Origin of the sequence: Labilibaculum sp. K2S, assembly GCF_030372765.1 — a bacterium.
Taxonomy (GTDB): domain Bacteria; phylum Bacteroidota; class Bacteroidia; order Bacteroidales; family Marinifilaceae; genus Labilibaculum.
The window spans coordinates 23946-40540 of record NZ_JAUCMW010000003.1; the positions used below are offsets into that span (position 1 = coordinate 23946).

Annotated in this window: 9 protein-coding genes; all 9 read left to right on the forward strand. The window is 38.2% G+C overall.

What is annotated here, in order from left to right:
* Positions 1-17: 17 nt before the first annotated feature.
* Positions 18-2306, forward strand: a complete 2289-nt coding sequence (locus QUH73_RS05820) for a heparinase II/III domain-containing protein (protein ID WP_289529510.1) — start codon at positions 18-20, stop codon at positions 2304-2306.
* A gap of 2 nt (positions 2307-2308) precedes the next feature.
* Positions 2309-4267, forward strand: a complete 1959-nt coding sequence (locus QUH73_RS05825) for a glycoside hydrolase family 97 protein (protein WP_289529511.1) — start codon at positions 2309-2311, stop codon at positions 4265-4267.
* A gap of 80 nt (positions 4268-4347) precedes the next feature.
* On the forward strand, positions 4348-5283 hold the full coding sequence (locus QUH73_RS05830) for an ROK family protein (RefSeq protein WP_289529512.1): 936 nt from the start codon (positions 4348-4350) through the stop codon (positions 5281-5283).
* A gap of 107 nt (positions 5284-5390) precedes the next feature.
* Positions 5391-6569, forward strand: a complete 1179-nt coding sequence (locus QUH73_RS05835) for an MFS transporter (protein ID WP_289529513.1) — start codon at positions 5391-5393, stop codon at positions 6567-6569.
* A 424-nt stretch (positions 6570-6993) separates the two neighbouring features.
* Positions 6994-10188: a SusC/RagA family TonB-linked outer membrane protein gene (locus QUH73_RS05840; RefSeq protein ID WP_289529514.1), complete on the forward strand. Its 3195-nt coding sequence runs from the start codon at positions 6994-6996 to the stop codon at positions 10186-10188.
* Positions 10189-10209: 21 nt separating this feature from the next.
* Positions 10210-11850 (forward strand): RagB/SusD family nutrient uptake outer membrane protein, encoded by a 1641-nt coding sequence (locus QUH73_RS05845; RefSeq protein ID WP_289529515.1) that lies wholly within the window; start codon positions 10210-10212, stop codon positions 11848-11850.
* A 26-nt stretch (positions 11851-11876) separates the two neighbouring features.
* Complete coding sequence (locus QUH73_RS05850; protein ID WP_289529516.1) at positions 11877-12704, forward strand: hypothetical protein; 828 nt, start codon at positions 11877-11879, stop codon at positions 12702-12704.
* A gap of 371 nt (positions 12705-13075) precedes the next feature.
* A complete protein-coding gene (locus tag QUH73_RS05855; RefSeq protein ID WP_289529517.1) occupies positions 13076-13453 on the forward strand; it encodes a BACON domain-containing protein in 378 nt (125 codons plus the stop codon).
* Positions 13454-13684: 231 nt separating this feature from the next.
* Positions 13685-16546: a TIM-barrel domain-containing protein gene (locus QUH73_RS05860; protein ID WP_289529518.1), complete on the forward strand. Its 2862-nt coding sequence runs from the start codon at positions 13685-13687 to the stop codon at positions 16544-16546.
* Positions 16547-16595 lie beyond the last annotated feature (49 nt).

Below are 16595 nucleotides of genomic sequence, written 5' to 3' on the forward strand. Positions count from 1 at the left end.
TTCAAAAGATATTGATTATGAGAAAGATTTTTCTATTTGCACTTATTTGTTTTATTACCCATTCGCTGTTTGCACAGAAACACAGTTACTTGTTGCATACAGACGTTAATATCGCCCGTCTGAAAGAACAAATAAAGACCGATGTTGAGGTAAAAGAAGCCTGGGAAAAACAATTGCAAAAGGCCGAAGATTTGCTGAAACGCGATAGGAATGGTGCGCCTGATTTACAGATACTGGGCTTGGTGTATCGTATGACAGGCGACACCCGATTTGCCAAACGACTCAAACAAACCCTATTGTGGGAAACTGAAAGAACAACATGGGAAGGTCGGGAATTACTGCAGCGAAGCCCAGCTTGGAAGGGTGGTTTGGAAACCGCTCACGCTTGTTTTTTTATATCTGTTGGCTTCGATTGTGCTTATGAATATTTAAGCCAGGCAGAACGAAAGCAGATTGCAAAAGGGATAGTGCGCTTAGGAATTAAGCCGGCTATGGATGATTGGTTGAATTCCGACACCAACATTCACACCTTTGATACCATGGGGCACAATTGGTGGAGTGGTTGTGTGGATATGGCTGGTTTTGCTGCCTTAGCTGTGAGAAACGAAATTCCGGAAGCTAAAAAGTGGGCGGAAGAAATCTCTGAATATTCTGTGGAGTGGTTTAACTATGCAGGCAATGTTCTGCAAAACAAGCCGGTATCATTCGGTCGCAATGGCGGATTTTACGAAAGCATTAATTACGCCAACTTTGGTTTTTCGCAATACCTGCTTTTCAGGTTGGCACATCAGAATGTACTTCCAAAAATAAAAATGCCCAATATTCCTCAGATGGAACCTATGGCAGATTTCTTCATTCAAACAACTTATTACTCAAGTGAGGAGCCAATGGTAGTTAATTTTGGTGATGGCAATTCCCATCGAAATGGAAATGCTTGCGTGCTTTTGCTTTGGAATTTGGGTTTTCAGAAAGATCGTTATGCCTGGTATCTCAAGCAAACAAACCATGGAGATGATAAAGAGGCACTTACGATTGATACAGCAACTGGACTTATCCTAAATCCCGATCTTGCTGATTTGAAAAAGGACTATGTTCCGGAACTGCCCATAACACAACTCTATCCTGATATGGGATGGGGCATGTTGCGCGATTCCTGGAAAAGTGATGCTTCATTTTTAGCCGTTAAATCAGGCTTTACATGGAACCATTCTCACGCCGATGCCGGATCGTATATTCTCTTTCATAAAGGAAAAAACCTGATCATCGATTCAGGGCATTCAGGTTATAGTTCACCGCTTTACACGCAATACGATTGTCAGAGTGCCGCTCATAATGTTGTTTTATTTAATGGAGAGGGTCAACGAACAAAAGATGCGTATTTTGGAGTAGTCAATTCCGGAAGCCTTCATAACTTAATAGGAACAGACGATTTTAAATATCTTTTAGCCAATGCAACCGGGCCGTATTCGCATATCTTATCACGTAATTTTAGAAGTTTCATTTGGGTAGGTGATGTTATTTTGGTAGTTGATGATCTACTGGCTGATGAGCCCGGACAATTTGAATGGTTGTTGCATTACAATGGAGAGTCGAAACGCCATGGTCTCGACTTATCAGTAAAAGATGGCAATGCCGAAGTATTGGTTCGTCCTCTGTTCCCAGAGACCTTTCCCAATGGTGGTTTACCCCACGATTTTCCAGAGCTAATGCGTTTGCAGGAGAAATTGGGTTATAAAGATCGAAATACACAACAAGCATATTGGTCAATCAGCCATTTTGAGAAAACGGAACGAACAAAATTTATTTCGGCCATTACACTGAAAGATGAAGAGAACAAAGATAATTTGCCGGTAATTGAGCGTTTTCAAGGCAATAATTTCTTAGGTGTCCGCATCACACAAAAAGGAAAAATAACCGAGGTATATTTCAACCTGCTGGCAGATGGACGTTTGAAGCACCGTAACAGCATGATTAATATGAACGGATGGGAAACCGATGCCTACCTTACTGCAATTACTTTTAATGAAGGTGATGATAAATCAAAAGTGGAAAACATCAACGATTTATTTGTTACTCATGGAAGCTATGTAAGAAGAGACGGACAAGTATTAATACATGCGTTGTCTAAATACACAGCACTGGTAAAAGATTTTAACGGGCGGGCAGATGTTATTTTTCAAGGGCAGCCAATAGTAAGTTTTAGCCTTTATTCGCCAACAAAAAAATCATCACTAATAATTAACAGGAAGGTTTGCGAAAGTAGTTATGATACTCAAAAAGAATTAATTAAGACAATTATTAAATAGCTATGATTAAATTTAGTAAAGGCTTGGTTTTAGTATTGTTGGTAGTAAGCAGCAATATATATGCACAAAAAGTAATTGAATCCACAAAACAGGTTTTAAAGTCACCCAACGAAAAATATGTGTTTGAATTTTTCCAGAAAAGTACAGATAATGGAAAGAAACAGATGCACTATAAGCTTTTTTTTGATGGCAAACCTGTGGTTTTGGAATCCGATCTGGGAGTTCTGATTGAAAATAAGCTGTTTGAATCGGCTTTAGGAATAGAAAACGATCCCAGTGAGTTGTGGTGCGAAAATCTGGATTTTAAAGGTGTTGATCGAAATACAGTTGATGAAAACTGGAAACCGGTGTATGGCGAACGCTGTATGGTAAAAAATAACTACAACGAAATGGTGCTTCATTTCAACAAGTTTGGAGCGCTTGGTGATTTGGTAGAGGGACATGCAGGAACCTCTTACGATAAACGGCGAAGTTATAATATGGATCTTGTTGTACGGGTATATAACGAAGGTCTTGCTTTTCGTTACTATTTTCCGGAAACGGCTAACGGTTTGTTCTTACACATTGTTGGTGAGCAAACCAGTTACTCTTTGCCCAAAGGTACCATGGCTTGGTATGAAGCCTGGGCTCAGGGACCATACAGCTATTTGCCCTTGGAAAATTGGACTGGTGAATGTGAGCGTCCCTTGACTATAAATCTGAAAAACGGATTGTACGTAGCATTACTCGAAGCACAAATGATTGACTACAGTCGGGGTAAGTTTATTCTGGACGATGAAAAACCAAATGCCATTCAACTTTCTATGTACGGTAAAGTGGATGCGGTCAGACCTTATTTTACTCCGTGGCGGGTGATTATGGTTGCCGAAACACCTGGTGAACTATTGGAAAATAATGATATTGTATTGAATCTGAATGAACAAAATCAACTAAAAAACACATCATGGATTAAGCCGGGAAAAGTGATTCGCTCGAACCTTACAACCAAAGATGCAAAAGAGTGTATTGATTTCGCGGTTGAACGCAATCTGCAATATGTGCACCTTGATGCCGGTTGGTATGGATCCGAAGTAGATGTAACTTCTGATGCAACCACCATTGCTGAAAATCGGGATTTGGATATGCAGGAACTGGTTAATTATGCGGCAGGCAAAGGAATTGGTGTTTTTTACTATGTGAATCAACGGGCATTGTATAAGCATCTGGACGAAGTATTTGAACAATGTCGTAAATGGGGAATAAAAGGAGTGAAATTTGGTTTTGTTCATATTGGCTCAAACCGCTGGACTGCCTGGCTCCACGAAGCCATCAAAAAAGCTGCCGAATATCAATTAATGGTTGATGTTCACGATGAATACCGTCCGACTGGTTTCAGCCGAACTTATCCAAACCTAATGACTCAGGAAGGAATACGCGGCAACGAAGAAATGCCCGATGCTACTCACAATACAATTTTACCATTTACACGGTATTTGGCCGGAGCTGGTGATTATACCATCTGTTACTATAACAAAAAGATTAAAACAACTCATGCCCACCAATTGGCGCTTTCAGTTGTCTATTACAGTCCCATACAGTTTTTGTACTGGTATGATATTCCAAGTGATTATAAAGGAGAAAAAGAGATTGCCTTTTTTGATGCCGTAAAAACAGTTTGGGATGATACCAAAGTAGTAAACGGGGAAATAGGTAAATATATTACGGTGGCCAGAAAATCAGGTAGCGAGTGGTTTGCAGGGGCAATTACGAATAAGGAAGCACGCGAAGTGGAGATTCCGCTTTCTTTTTTAGAGAATGGAAAGAAGTATAAGGCCTGTATTTATACCGATGATGATAAAATAAAATCCTGTACTAAGGTAAAAATGTCGGAAAGCGAAGTAGATGCCTCAAAAACATTGAAATTTAAATTAAAAGAGAGTGGTGGTGTCGCAATTCATTTTGTGATGGAGAAAAATAAATAATGTCATAAAAAAACAGCAAGTTGTGAGTTACACGGATTAGCTCATACAATCAATTCTATATTCATTCAATCAAAATAAAAATGAAAAAATACGCGATAGGTGCCGATATAGGTGGAAGCCATATTAGTTGTGCATTGGTTGATATGTTCGAAGGGCATATTGTAGCCGATAGTCATACTGAAATTAAGATAGATAATAAAGCTTCTGCTAATGAGATATTAAACGGTTGGAGGGATGCCATAGCTTCAACGATTGAAAAAGCAGGTCGTGAAAATGTTGTAGGAGTTGGTTTTGCCATGCCTGGTCCATTTGCCTACGATAAAGGGATTGCTCTATTTGATGAATCGGTGGCTAAATTTCAAAAGCTCTATAACGTTAATGTGGCTAATGAGCTTGCCGATCGTTTGCAAACCAATGGTTCAATACCATTTCGTTTTATGAACGATGCTTCTGCCTTTGCTGCAGGAGAAGCATGGTTGGGTGAGGCGGTAAAAGTTACGAAAAGCGTTTCGATTACTTTGGGCACTGGTTTTGGTTCCGCCTTTGTGGCGGAAGGTCTTCCGGTTGTTGAAGGGGAAGGAGTTCCGTCTATGGGATGTGTTTGGCATCTTCCATTTAAAAATGGAATCGGAGATGATTATTTCTCAACCCGATGGTGCATTGCCTGTTGGGAAGAGTTATCGGGCAAAAAGGTAAATGGGGTAAAACCTATTGCTGATGCTGCATCAACAAATTCCAAAGCTAAAAGTCTCTTGGAAGAGTATGGCTCAAATATGGGTGAATTCCTGGGGCCTTGGTTAAAGAGTTTTGGAGCCGAAATGTTGGTGATAGGAGGAAATGTGAGCGGAGCTTATAACTTGTTTGGTACTGCCTTTGAAGCTGAATTGAAAAAACAAGGTGTAGATGTTCAAATTGCCATCTCAGGATTAAAAGAAGATGCTGCCATTATCGGTAGTGCCCGTATGTTGGATGATGCTTACTTTAAGCAGATAGAGCAGGTGTTGCCTTTAATGTAATAACCAAGCTATTTTGGGTATTGTGTGAAAAGCGTGAATCAATAGAAACTTGTTAACCTCTTCTGTATGTTGTTTCTAGATTTTAATAAAAATATTTTGTAAAGACGATGACAAATAAAAAAATAAACATCTCGCAAATTATGCCGGTTTTGTTTGGCTTTTTTGTAATGGGATTTTGCGATGTGGTTGGTATCACGTCAGCTCATGTAAAAGAAGATCTTTTGGGTGGATACGATCCGGCATTTAGAGATACACTTTCGAATCTTATTCCTGTGGCACTTTTCTCAATGTTTTTGCTTTTTTCTATTCCAACAGGGATGTTGATGAATAAAATTGGCCGAAAAAAAACAGTGATATTGAGTAATGCAATTACTATTGTGGCCATGTTTATTCCACTTATAGAGTATTCATTTGTAATGTCTCTTATTGCTTTTGCTTTGCTGGGTATTGCTAATACCATCTTACAGGTATCTCTAAATCCGTTAATCGCAAATGTAGTAAAAGGCGACAGACTAACCAGCAGTTTAACTGCCGGACAGTTTGTAAAAGCAATTTCATCATTTAGTGCCCCTTTTATTGCTGCATTTGCTGCTTCTCAGCTTGATAACTGGCAATATATCTTTCCTATTTATGCATTAATTACCTTGTTATCTACTATTTGGCTACTGGCAACGACAATAAAGGAAGATCGAATAGAAGAAAAAGCCAATTCGTTTGGCAGTGTAATGGCTCTTTTGAAAGATAAAACCATTCTGTTGTTATTCTTGGGGATATTGTTTGTTGTAGGTGTTGATGTGGGAATCAATACCGCTTCATCTAAAATATTAATGGAGCGTTGCGGTCTAAGTTCTATTGAAGCAGGTTACGGACCAAGTGTTTATTTTGCATTACGTACTTTGGGAGCCTTTTTAGGTGCAATAATTTTAGCCAAATTTTCTTCTTCCAAATTCTTTAAAATAAATATTGTAGCAGCGGTAGTTGCATTGGTGATATTAATTTTTATGCAAAACCAGTATGCTATTTTTGCTATTTTTGGTGTTATTGGTTTTTCCATTGCCAATATTTTCCCTATTATTTTTGGAATGGCTATTCAGGCTCGTCCTGATAAAAGTAATGAAATCTCTGGTTTGATGATTACCGGAGTTTTTGGTGGTGCTGTTCTTCCATTTCTGATGGGAATCCTATCTGATGTGATGGGATCTCAGGTAGGTTCTGTAATCGTTATTTTAGGCGGGGCGCTATATCTTACATTTGCGGCTTTTGCTTTAAGCACTAAAAAAGTATAGATTGAGTTGTTCTAAAATTGGTTGTCAGAAAAATAACTAATTTAAGGACGGGACAATTAATTTATTAGAAATTTCACAACCTGAAATTGTTTGTAGCTCCAATAAGTATATCTTGAACCAATCTGATTATAAAAACCGCATGAAACATTCGTTTTATGCGGTTTTTATATTTTAGGGATCAGTAGTGAATTTATGGTATTTATGCGGAGCAAATAAGATGATTGACGTATATTGCTGATTTAAAGTATTTTAATATTCTAGTTTATTGTATTAAATTAACATTTTCGACATTAATTTGTATCATAAAAGACACATGAGTTATCATTTCAACCCTTATCGTTAACAAATTTTAACAAGTTGGAGTAAGACCAGTGATATATTTGCAACATGTTTAATAACCGAGTTTTATTTAAATCAGATTTCTATGATGATTAAAAAAGCGAAATTAAAAATTCCGGTGCAATCGTTATCAAGGCAGTTGCTAATCTTTACTGGAATTGCGCTAATGTTGCTTTCAGCAACTGTGGCATATGGGCAGACAGAGCGAACCATAACGGGTGTTGTTGTATCTGCGACAGACAATACGCCAATACCGGGTACGAATGTAGTTATAAAAGGAACTACAATTGGTGGAATTACCGATATTGATGGAAACTACTCTATTCAGGTTAACGAAAACGATGTCGTTGTTTTTTCTTTTATTGGATTTAGATCTCAGGAAGTTCTTATCTCCAATCAGCAGGTAATAAATATTATATTGGCTGAAGATGTATCCAGCCTTGATGAAGTGGTTGCCATTGGTTACGGTGTGCAAAAGAAGAAATTGGTTACCGGGGCAACTATCAATGTTAAAGGTGATGATATTGCTAAAATGAATACCACAAACCCATTGCAGGCATTGCAAGGAAAAACACCCGGTGTGAATATTTCATCTTCTTCCGGACAACCTGGAGAAGAAGTGAAAGTGACCATCCGTGGTTTGGGTACCATTGGAAATTCAAAGCCATTGTATATCATTGACGGGATCGAAGGTGATATTTCAACTTTAAATGCATCAGATATTCAGTCTATTGATATTCTTAAAGATGCTGCTTCCGCTGCAATTTACGGTGCACAGTCTGCTAATGGTGTTGTTCTTATTACAACAAAAAGAGGCACGAAAGGTAAAGCACAAGTCTCTTTTGATGCTTATTATGGACTTCAAAATGTTGAACGAGTAGTTCCATTGCTGAATGCACAGGAATATAAAATAATTATGGATGAGCAAGAGATAAATTCTGGTCGCGCTCCATTCGACTGGGATGCTAAGGAAGGGAATTCTTACGATACCGATTGGATGGATCAGATGATCAAAAAAAATGCAAAGACCCAAAATTACTCTTTTAATATTAATGGTGGTTCAGAAACTTCAGTCTATTCCATATCATTAAGTTATGTTTCACAGGAAGGTATTATTGGCGGTTCGGGAGTGTCTAATTATGAACGCTATGGGTTCAGGTCAAACACTGAACAAAAATTATACAATGATGTACTTGTTGTGGGGCAGCATTTAAACTTGAATTATATTAATAATAAAGGGATTAGTGTTGGAAACCAATATAATAATACCTTACGCTCAGCCTTTAACGTTTCGCCTTTATCGCCGGTATATAGTGATAATAACATTTATGACAGTCCTTTTAACGATACCAGCAATTCCAATTGGAATAAAGGGGATGGTAATCCTTATGCTGCAATGATGACTAATCATAGTTTGAATAGAAACCAAAAAGTTTTTGGTGACGTTTATGCAGAACTTCAGCCGATTAAAAATATGAAGATTAGATCAACTTTTGGTGTTAATTATTATTCTGGCAATAGCCGTAGTTTTACACCATTATATCAATTTTCGATTTATTCGTATAATACAGATCATGAAACGATTCGCCAGAGTATGAATAGTGGAATTTCGCTAACGTGGACAAATACAGTTGGTTATGATTTTAAATTAAATAACGAACATGCTTTCAATGTGTTAATCGGATCTGAAGCTTTAAAATCAGAAGGGGTAAGTATGTCTGCTAGTAACTGGAATCTATTATCGCAATTCGATGATTTTGATCACGCTTATTTAGATAATACTACAGGAAAAGCTCATTTAGAAGATGAGACTGATCCTGATAATCGCACAATTATAACTACAAAAGAAGTTGGTGGCGCACCTAATTTACATTATCGACGTCTTTCTTATTTTGGAAGATTAGGCTATAACTACAAAGAGAAATACATACTTAATGCAACATTCAGAGCTGATGGTTCGTCCAGATTTGCTCATGGCTACCAATGGGGCTATTTCCCATCTGTTTCTGCAGGCTGGACCATTAGCAATGAGCCTTTTATGGCCTCAACAAATAATTGGCTTGATCAACTAAAATTACGTGTTAGCTGGGGACAGGTTGGTAATCAGGCAGTTCCTGATTTAAGATTTGCCTCACTTGTTAGTACTTCAACCGCAGTTTCTGGTGAAAATCCGGCAGCATTTTACAACTTTGGTAATGCTGGGGTAAATACTCCAGGTGCATTTCAGAAAGCATTGGCAAATCCAGGCCTGCAATGGGAAACATCACAGCAGACTGACATTGGTTTTGATGCCTATTTATTGAAAGCGCGTTTGGGAGTAAGCGGTGATTTTTATATTAAAGATACAAAAGATTGGATAGTACAACCTCCTATTCCAGCCACAGCAGGAGCAGATGCTCCATGGATTAATGGAGGAGGAGTGAAAAACAAAGGTGTTGAATTGTCTGTTACCTGGAACGATCATATGGGCGATTTTAAATATTCAGTCGGAGTGAATGGTGCTTACAATAAGAATACTGTAGGTGTGATTAAAACATCGGATGGAATGATTCATGGATTGAGCAACATGCTTTACGCTAATTCACCAGAGTTTTATCGTGCTGAAAATGGGCATGCCATTGGATATTTCAGAGGTTATCAAACCGATGGACTTTTCCAGAGTGGAGCAGACATAGCAGCATGGAAAGCTGAGGGAAAAGGAATTTTGCAGTCTGAAGTTATGCCAGGTGATGTTAAATTTGTTGATCAAAACACAGATGGTGTTATTGATGACAATGACAAAGTGGATTTAGGAAACGGAATGCCTAAAATAACTGGTGGTTTTACATTTAATTGTGAGTATAAAAATTTTGATTTTCGCGTTGATGCTTCCGGTGTAACGGGTAACAAAATAGTTCAGTCGTATGGCCAGATTGGTGGTCAGTCCAATTATACAACAGCTATATTACAGCGGTGGACTGGAGAAGGTACTTCAAACCGAATTCCACGTGTAACTACAAATAACATTAACTGGGTGTTCTCTGACATGTATTTACACTCCGGAAATTATTTACGTATAAGTAACATTAACCTGGGTTATGACTTTGCTGATTTGATTCAGATAAAAACCATCAGTCAGTGTCGTTTATATTGTTCTGTACAAAATGCATTTACATTTACCAAATATAATGGTATGGATCCTGAGATTGGATATGGGGTTGAAAATTGGGTTTCCGGTGTTGATTTAGGATACTATCCACGTCCCAGGACTGTAATATTTGGAGTTAATCTTAAATTTTAGAAGAATTAAATGAAAATTATTATGAAAAGATTCAAATTATATATATTGATAGCTGGATTGATAGTCACAGGTGTTTTTTCATCCTGTTCAGATACCTTTCTGGATGTGGAATCGAAAACAATTCTTTCCAGCACAAACTTTTACAAAACACAGGCTGATGCGGAAATGGCATTGGTGGGTTGTTATGATGGTTATCAAGTAAAGAGTACTGCATTTTCTATTTATTTACTTTCTGGAGTTGCATCCGACGAATGCTTTGGTGGTGGTGGTGCTAATGACGGCAGAGGTTTACAATTGGTAGATAGATTTGATATAAGTCAGTCTCCAGCAGATAATAGTATCTTAATCGATACTTGGGGTAAGTATTATGAGGCTATCTTCCGTTGTAACTCCTTGTTGCAAAAACTTCCGGGTTTAGAAAAATGGGATTCCGGCGATGCTACTACTGATTCAATAGTAAAGAACCGCATTGAAGGTGAAGCACGTTTTTTAAGGGCAATAGAGTACTTTGATATGGTTCGTCTCTTTGAAAATATTCCTTTATTGAGTGTACCTACCAAGGAATATGTTCCTCAGGCAAATCCTTATGATACGTATAAGCTGATCGTTAGCGATCTTATATTTGCTGCAGAGAATATACCTGCAGATGCATATCCCAGAGCGGAGTCTGCTACGAATGACGGGCGTGTGACACGTTATGCTGCAAAAGCAATGTTAGCTCGTGTTTATTTGTTTTATACAGGCTATTATGGCAAAGACGATCTGGGTATAACCAAACAATATGTATTAGAAGGACTTGAAGATGTAATTTCCAGTAACGAGTTTGATCTTGTTACTGATTTTAAAACGCTTTGGCCTGCTGCAAGTTATGTTCCAGATGAGGATAATAATACATTGGATAAGTCAGCTTATGCAGGTAAAGGGAATGTAGAAGTTGTATTCGCTCAAAAATTTAACAGCACAACAGACTATAACGGAAATACGGATGGAAATCGTTGGCTTGTGATGATGGGGATGCGTAATACAAATTTCTCTCCTTATGGTAAAGGCTGGGGTGCTTGTACTGTAAATCCTCAATATGTTAATTCTTTTCCATCAGGAGATACCCGTAGGACAGCTTCTGTTATCGATATAGTTGGTGAAGGAATTGAAAGTTCATTTGATATTAATGATCAGCGTGAATATACAGGGTATACCGTGAAAAAATACACCCCGACAGCATTGCCAGATGGAACATCGGATACCGGTGGGGCAAAAGATTTTCAGATATCTCAGGATCAGGATTATATATTAATTAGATATGCAGATGTACTGCTTATGGCAGCTGAACTAGGTTCTTCAAATACCTTGGAATATTTCAATAAAGTGCATACACGTGCAGGTTTAGATGAAGTAGCATCAATTACTCAGGATGATATTATGACAGAGCGTAAATTTGAGTTTGCTTTTGAAGGTATCCGTTATTGGGATTTGTTGAGAACAGGAATAGACAACGCTGCAAATGTAATTGCAGCTTCAGCGCAAACAGTGAAGAGTGCCAACGTGCCGGATCAAGTAACTTATGATGCTGCTCAGATTAAAGCTACTAGAGGATTTATGCAGATTCCTAATACTGAGATCACGCTTTCAAACGGAACGTTGACACAAAATCCGGGATGGTAATTAATAAACTTTAAATGATTATTATTATGAACAAGATATTAAAATTATTTTCGATATTGTCTTTGGTGGCAATGATGTTCGCAGCTTGTACACCTGATGAATATGAATTGCAGGCGCCATTGGACAAAAGTGCGGTGAAATTCTCCGTAACAAGAAGCGAGCAGAATCCAAATGTATTTTATCTGAATAGTGAAACTTCTGGTGCTCAGCCTTATTGGGTTACACCTGTAGGTACATCCATAAAAATGAAAGATACTATAAATATTCCTTTTCCCGCAACGGCAGCCGAGATCTTGTATACAGTAGAAAGTCCAGGAGGACTGGTTACAGCTGATCCTTATATTTTTGACATTACTACCATTGATGAAGAATATGTGAGTGATCCGATGTGGTCAAATCTGACAGGAGGTATTGGAAATTCGAAAACATGGGTGTTAGATTTGGATGCAGATGGTGTAAGTAAATATTTTGCAGGACCCTTTTATTTTGGTGGTCCTGGATGGGAATGGGCTCCTGCATTTTCTGATATTCCCTGGGCAGGAGTTTCAGCTGGCGATTACGGAACAATGACTTTTGATTTGATTGGGAATGCGAATTTTACTTGTGACAATAAGATGTTCCCTGAGCTTTCAGGAACCGGTACATTTATGTTGTTTCCAGGTAAAAGTGAACTGATTACTTATGGTGCAGAGGTTATTCATGATCATGCTCAAGGTGATGGAATAGCAAACTGGAACGCAAAAATGACTATCAAGACTCTTACTGCAGATCAGATGCAGCTTATTTGCTATAAGGATCCAAATAATTGGTTAACATATAACTATATTACCAAAGATTATTACGATTCGCATTAATAGCTAGCAATTATTATTGAAAGTTTTAGAGGCTGATTGTTGAACTATTTATTTGCACAGTCAGTCTCTAGTTTTGTTGGCGTTTTGTAAATATTAAGGGGGTAGCTGATTTGTACCCCAGTGTGCTATGAAAATGATGAAGTATAAAAGTTTTCATGTCTGAGAGAACTAATCTTCGCTGTTAATAATTCAATATCTCCGGGGAGATTATTTCAAGAATTAATAATCCCGGGTGAGTCTACTGTATTTGCCCGGTTTTTTTTTCTTGAACTTACCATGATTTTTAAAGATTATATGAGAAACAAAATGAAAAATCAGTTTAAATATTTTTAAGATGAAGACAATTATTCGCGTTATTACTTGTTGTCTCATTGCTTTCCTGCGATGACGATGGTGGCTCGAATGATACCAAGGAGGAAATTGTACCGGCACTGTTGGCAACACCTTCCAGTCTGAATTTTGGACAGGACGGTAGCACCGCAAGCATTTCCATTACTTCCAACACGGTCTGGACCATAAGCAGCAACGCCTCCTGGTGTGTATCGACCCTACAGACCAGCAAAGGCAATGCAAGTATTAAGATCAATGCCGAAGCCAACGATGCGGAAGAAGAAAGATCGGCAACGGTTACAATCAGTGCCAGTGGCTTGCTGCCCTTTTACTGGGATACGGGCGGCGCCTTGGACCGTTCAAATTATACCGTGAAAGACCGGCGCAGCCTCGATACCCTAATGGCCGGAGCTGAATAAAAACAGGCAATTTGAATAAATAGAAAAACAGTAAGGGGAATTTTGGGTGGTTGCTGTTTGCCGGCAAAGCCTGGAACGCTATAGAACCCGAAATGAACTGTGGAATACACTGTCTGAATTCCCCTCAACGAATTTGGCGGATATGCCTGGATGTACAAACAGTCTGGGTTATAAGTCCGTTTTCTGTAGGTTCAATAATATAAATGCAAATATAAAATTAGGACAATTACAATGAGTAAAGAAAGATACATCGTGAAACAGGCAGCGTTTCTCTTGATAATGAGCTGTTTATTTATTTCCTGCCATCAGTCAGATTATAAACAAACGCAGGAGGGAGTACTAATATGGCCGGAAAACAGTAAGGAAGGTGATACGAAATTGATACAGCTTCAGGTTGTGTCGGATGAGATCATTCGTGTGGTGGCTACTCCGGAAGCAGAATTGAGGGATCGCAAAAGTTTAATCATTGTAGATCAAAAAGAACCCAAGGTAAAATATAACCTTGAGGTAAAGGAGAATAACCTTGAGTTGACTACATCAAAATTGAAAGTCAGAACTTCTCTGCAAACCGGTGAAGTTGGTTTCTATGACCTGGAAGGCAAGCCTTTGCTTCAGGAGCATAAAGAAACAAACAAGAAGTTTACCCCCATTTCAGTGGATGGTTTTAAAGGATATTCTTTTAAGCAAGTTTTCGATTCGCCTGATGATGAGGCTTTTTATGGTTTAGGACAACACCAAAGTGATGAATGGAACTACAAAGGTAAAAATGAGGAGTTGTATCAGTACAATACCAAAGTATCTATTCCTTTTGTTGTCTCGAATAAAAATTACGGTCTTCTTTGGGATAACTATTCGTTAACACGTTTTGGCAACCCTAATGATTACGGTCAATTGTCACAATTTAAGTTGTACAATAAAGAGGGAAAAGAAGGTGCTTTAACTGCAACATATACAACAGGAAAGGGTGAAGAATTTACAAAAAGGGATGAAGCAGATATTGATTATGAAAATTTGGAAACAGTGAAGAAGTTTCCTGCAGATTTTCCTTTTAATAATTCCAAAATTGTTTGGGAAGGAGAAATTGAAGCCAAAGAATCAGGTATCTATCATTTTAAATTGTATTATGCCGGATATACCAGTGTTTCGATTGGTGGTAAAGAAGTAGTTGGGGAACGTTGGAGAACAGCATGGAATCCGAATACTTATAAGTTTACCGTTGAACTTAAAAAAGGAGAACGTGTTCCTGTTAAATTGGATTGGAAACCGGATGGTGGTATTTCTTATGTCAGTTTGAAAGCATTAAGTCCTCGTCCTGCAGAAGAACAAGGTAAATTGGCTCTCTGGTCAGAAATGGGACAAGAACTTGATTATTACTTTATTCATGGCGATAATATGGATAAGGTAATTAGCGGATACCGTCAATTAACAGGGAAAGCAACTATTTTGCCTCGTTGGGCATATGGTTTTTGGCAAAGTCGTGAACGTTATAAAACTCAAGATGAAGTAGTAGGAGCGTTGGCTGAATTTCGTAAGCGAAAAATACCGATTGATAATATTGTAATCGACTGGTCATACTGGGAAGAGGATCAGTGGGGAAGTCATAAATTTGATGCTTCACGTTTTCCCGATCCACAAAAAATGATGGATGATATTCATGCGATGAATGGACATGCTATGATTTCTGTTTGGCCTAAATTTTATATCAATACGGATAATTATAAAGAGTTGGATGCGAAAGGTTATATGTATCAGCAAGCCGTAAAAGATAGTGTGCGCGACTGGATTGGGAAAGGTCACATTGGCTCATTCTACGATCCATATAGTCAAGGGGCTCGTCAGATGTTTTGGGATCAAATGAATAAAAACATCTATAAATTTGGTATGGATGCCTGGTGGATGGATGCGTCGGAACCAGATATTGTATCCAATTCGAGTATCGAATATCGTAAAAAATTGTCAACGCCTACGGCAATAGGTTCATCTACTGAATTTTTTAATACCTACGCATTAATGAATGCGAAAGGAATATATGAAGGGCAACGCAGTGTAGATCCAAATAAACGGGTTTTCTTATTAACTCGTTCAGGTTTTGCCGGATTGCAGCGATATAGTACAGCAACATGGAGTGGTGATATTGGAACGAGATGGGAAGATATGAAAGCACAGATTACTGCGGGAATGAATTTTGCTATATCGGGTGTTCCATATTGGACGATGGATATTGGTGGCTTTTGTGTTGAAAAACGATACGAAACAGCCAAAGAAGGAAGTGAAGATTTAAAAGAGTGGCGTGAGTTAAATACCCGTTGGTATCAGTTTGGTGCATTTGTGCCCTTATTCCGTGCCCATGGTCAGTATCCATACCGAGAAGTTTATAATATTGCACCGGAATCGCATAAAGCATATCAAAGTATCTTATACTACAATAAGTTGAGATATCGTTTAATGCCATATATCTATTCTTTGGCAGGACATGTTTATTTTGACGATTACACCATTATGCGTGCACTGGTAATGGATTTCACTAAGGATACCAAGGTAAATGATATTGATGATCAATATATGTTTGGCCCTTCTATTATGGTGTGCCCGGTTTATAATTACAAGCTGCGTGAGCGTGAGGTTTATCTTCCAAAAGGGAATTCCTGGTACAATGCTTACAACGGTAAAGTTTTTGAAGGAGGACAAACGATTAATGCTGATGCTCCTTATGAAAAAATGCCTCTTTTTGTAAAAGCAGGATCAATTTTGCCTGTAGGGCCAGAGATTGAGTACACCAGTCAAAAGTTAAATGCGCCGATAAAGTTAGTTGTTTATACTGGTACTGATGCTCAGTTTGAATTGTATGAAGATGAAGGACTAAACTTTAATTATGAAAAAGGCAAGTACAGTACAATCTCGGTCAAGTGGTCTGAAACAGACAAGAAACTAACTATTGGAGAGCGGAAAGGTGAGTTTGAAGGAATGCCTAAAGAGAGAATATTTACTATTGTGTTTGCCTCTGAAACCAATAAAGTAGATTTTAGTTTTGATAGCTACAAAGGCCAAGAAGTTAAGTATAAGGGGAACGCAATTCAAATCGAATTGAAATAGTTAACGTACGGGAAGCAATATAATCCCGGCAGGCAATTGTTTGCCGGGA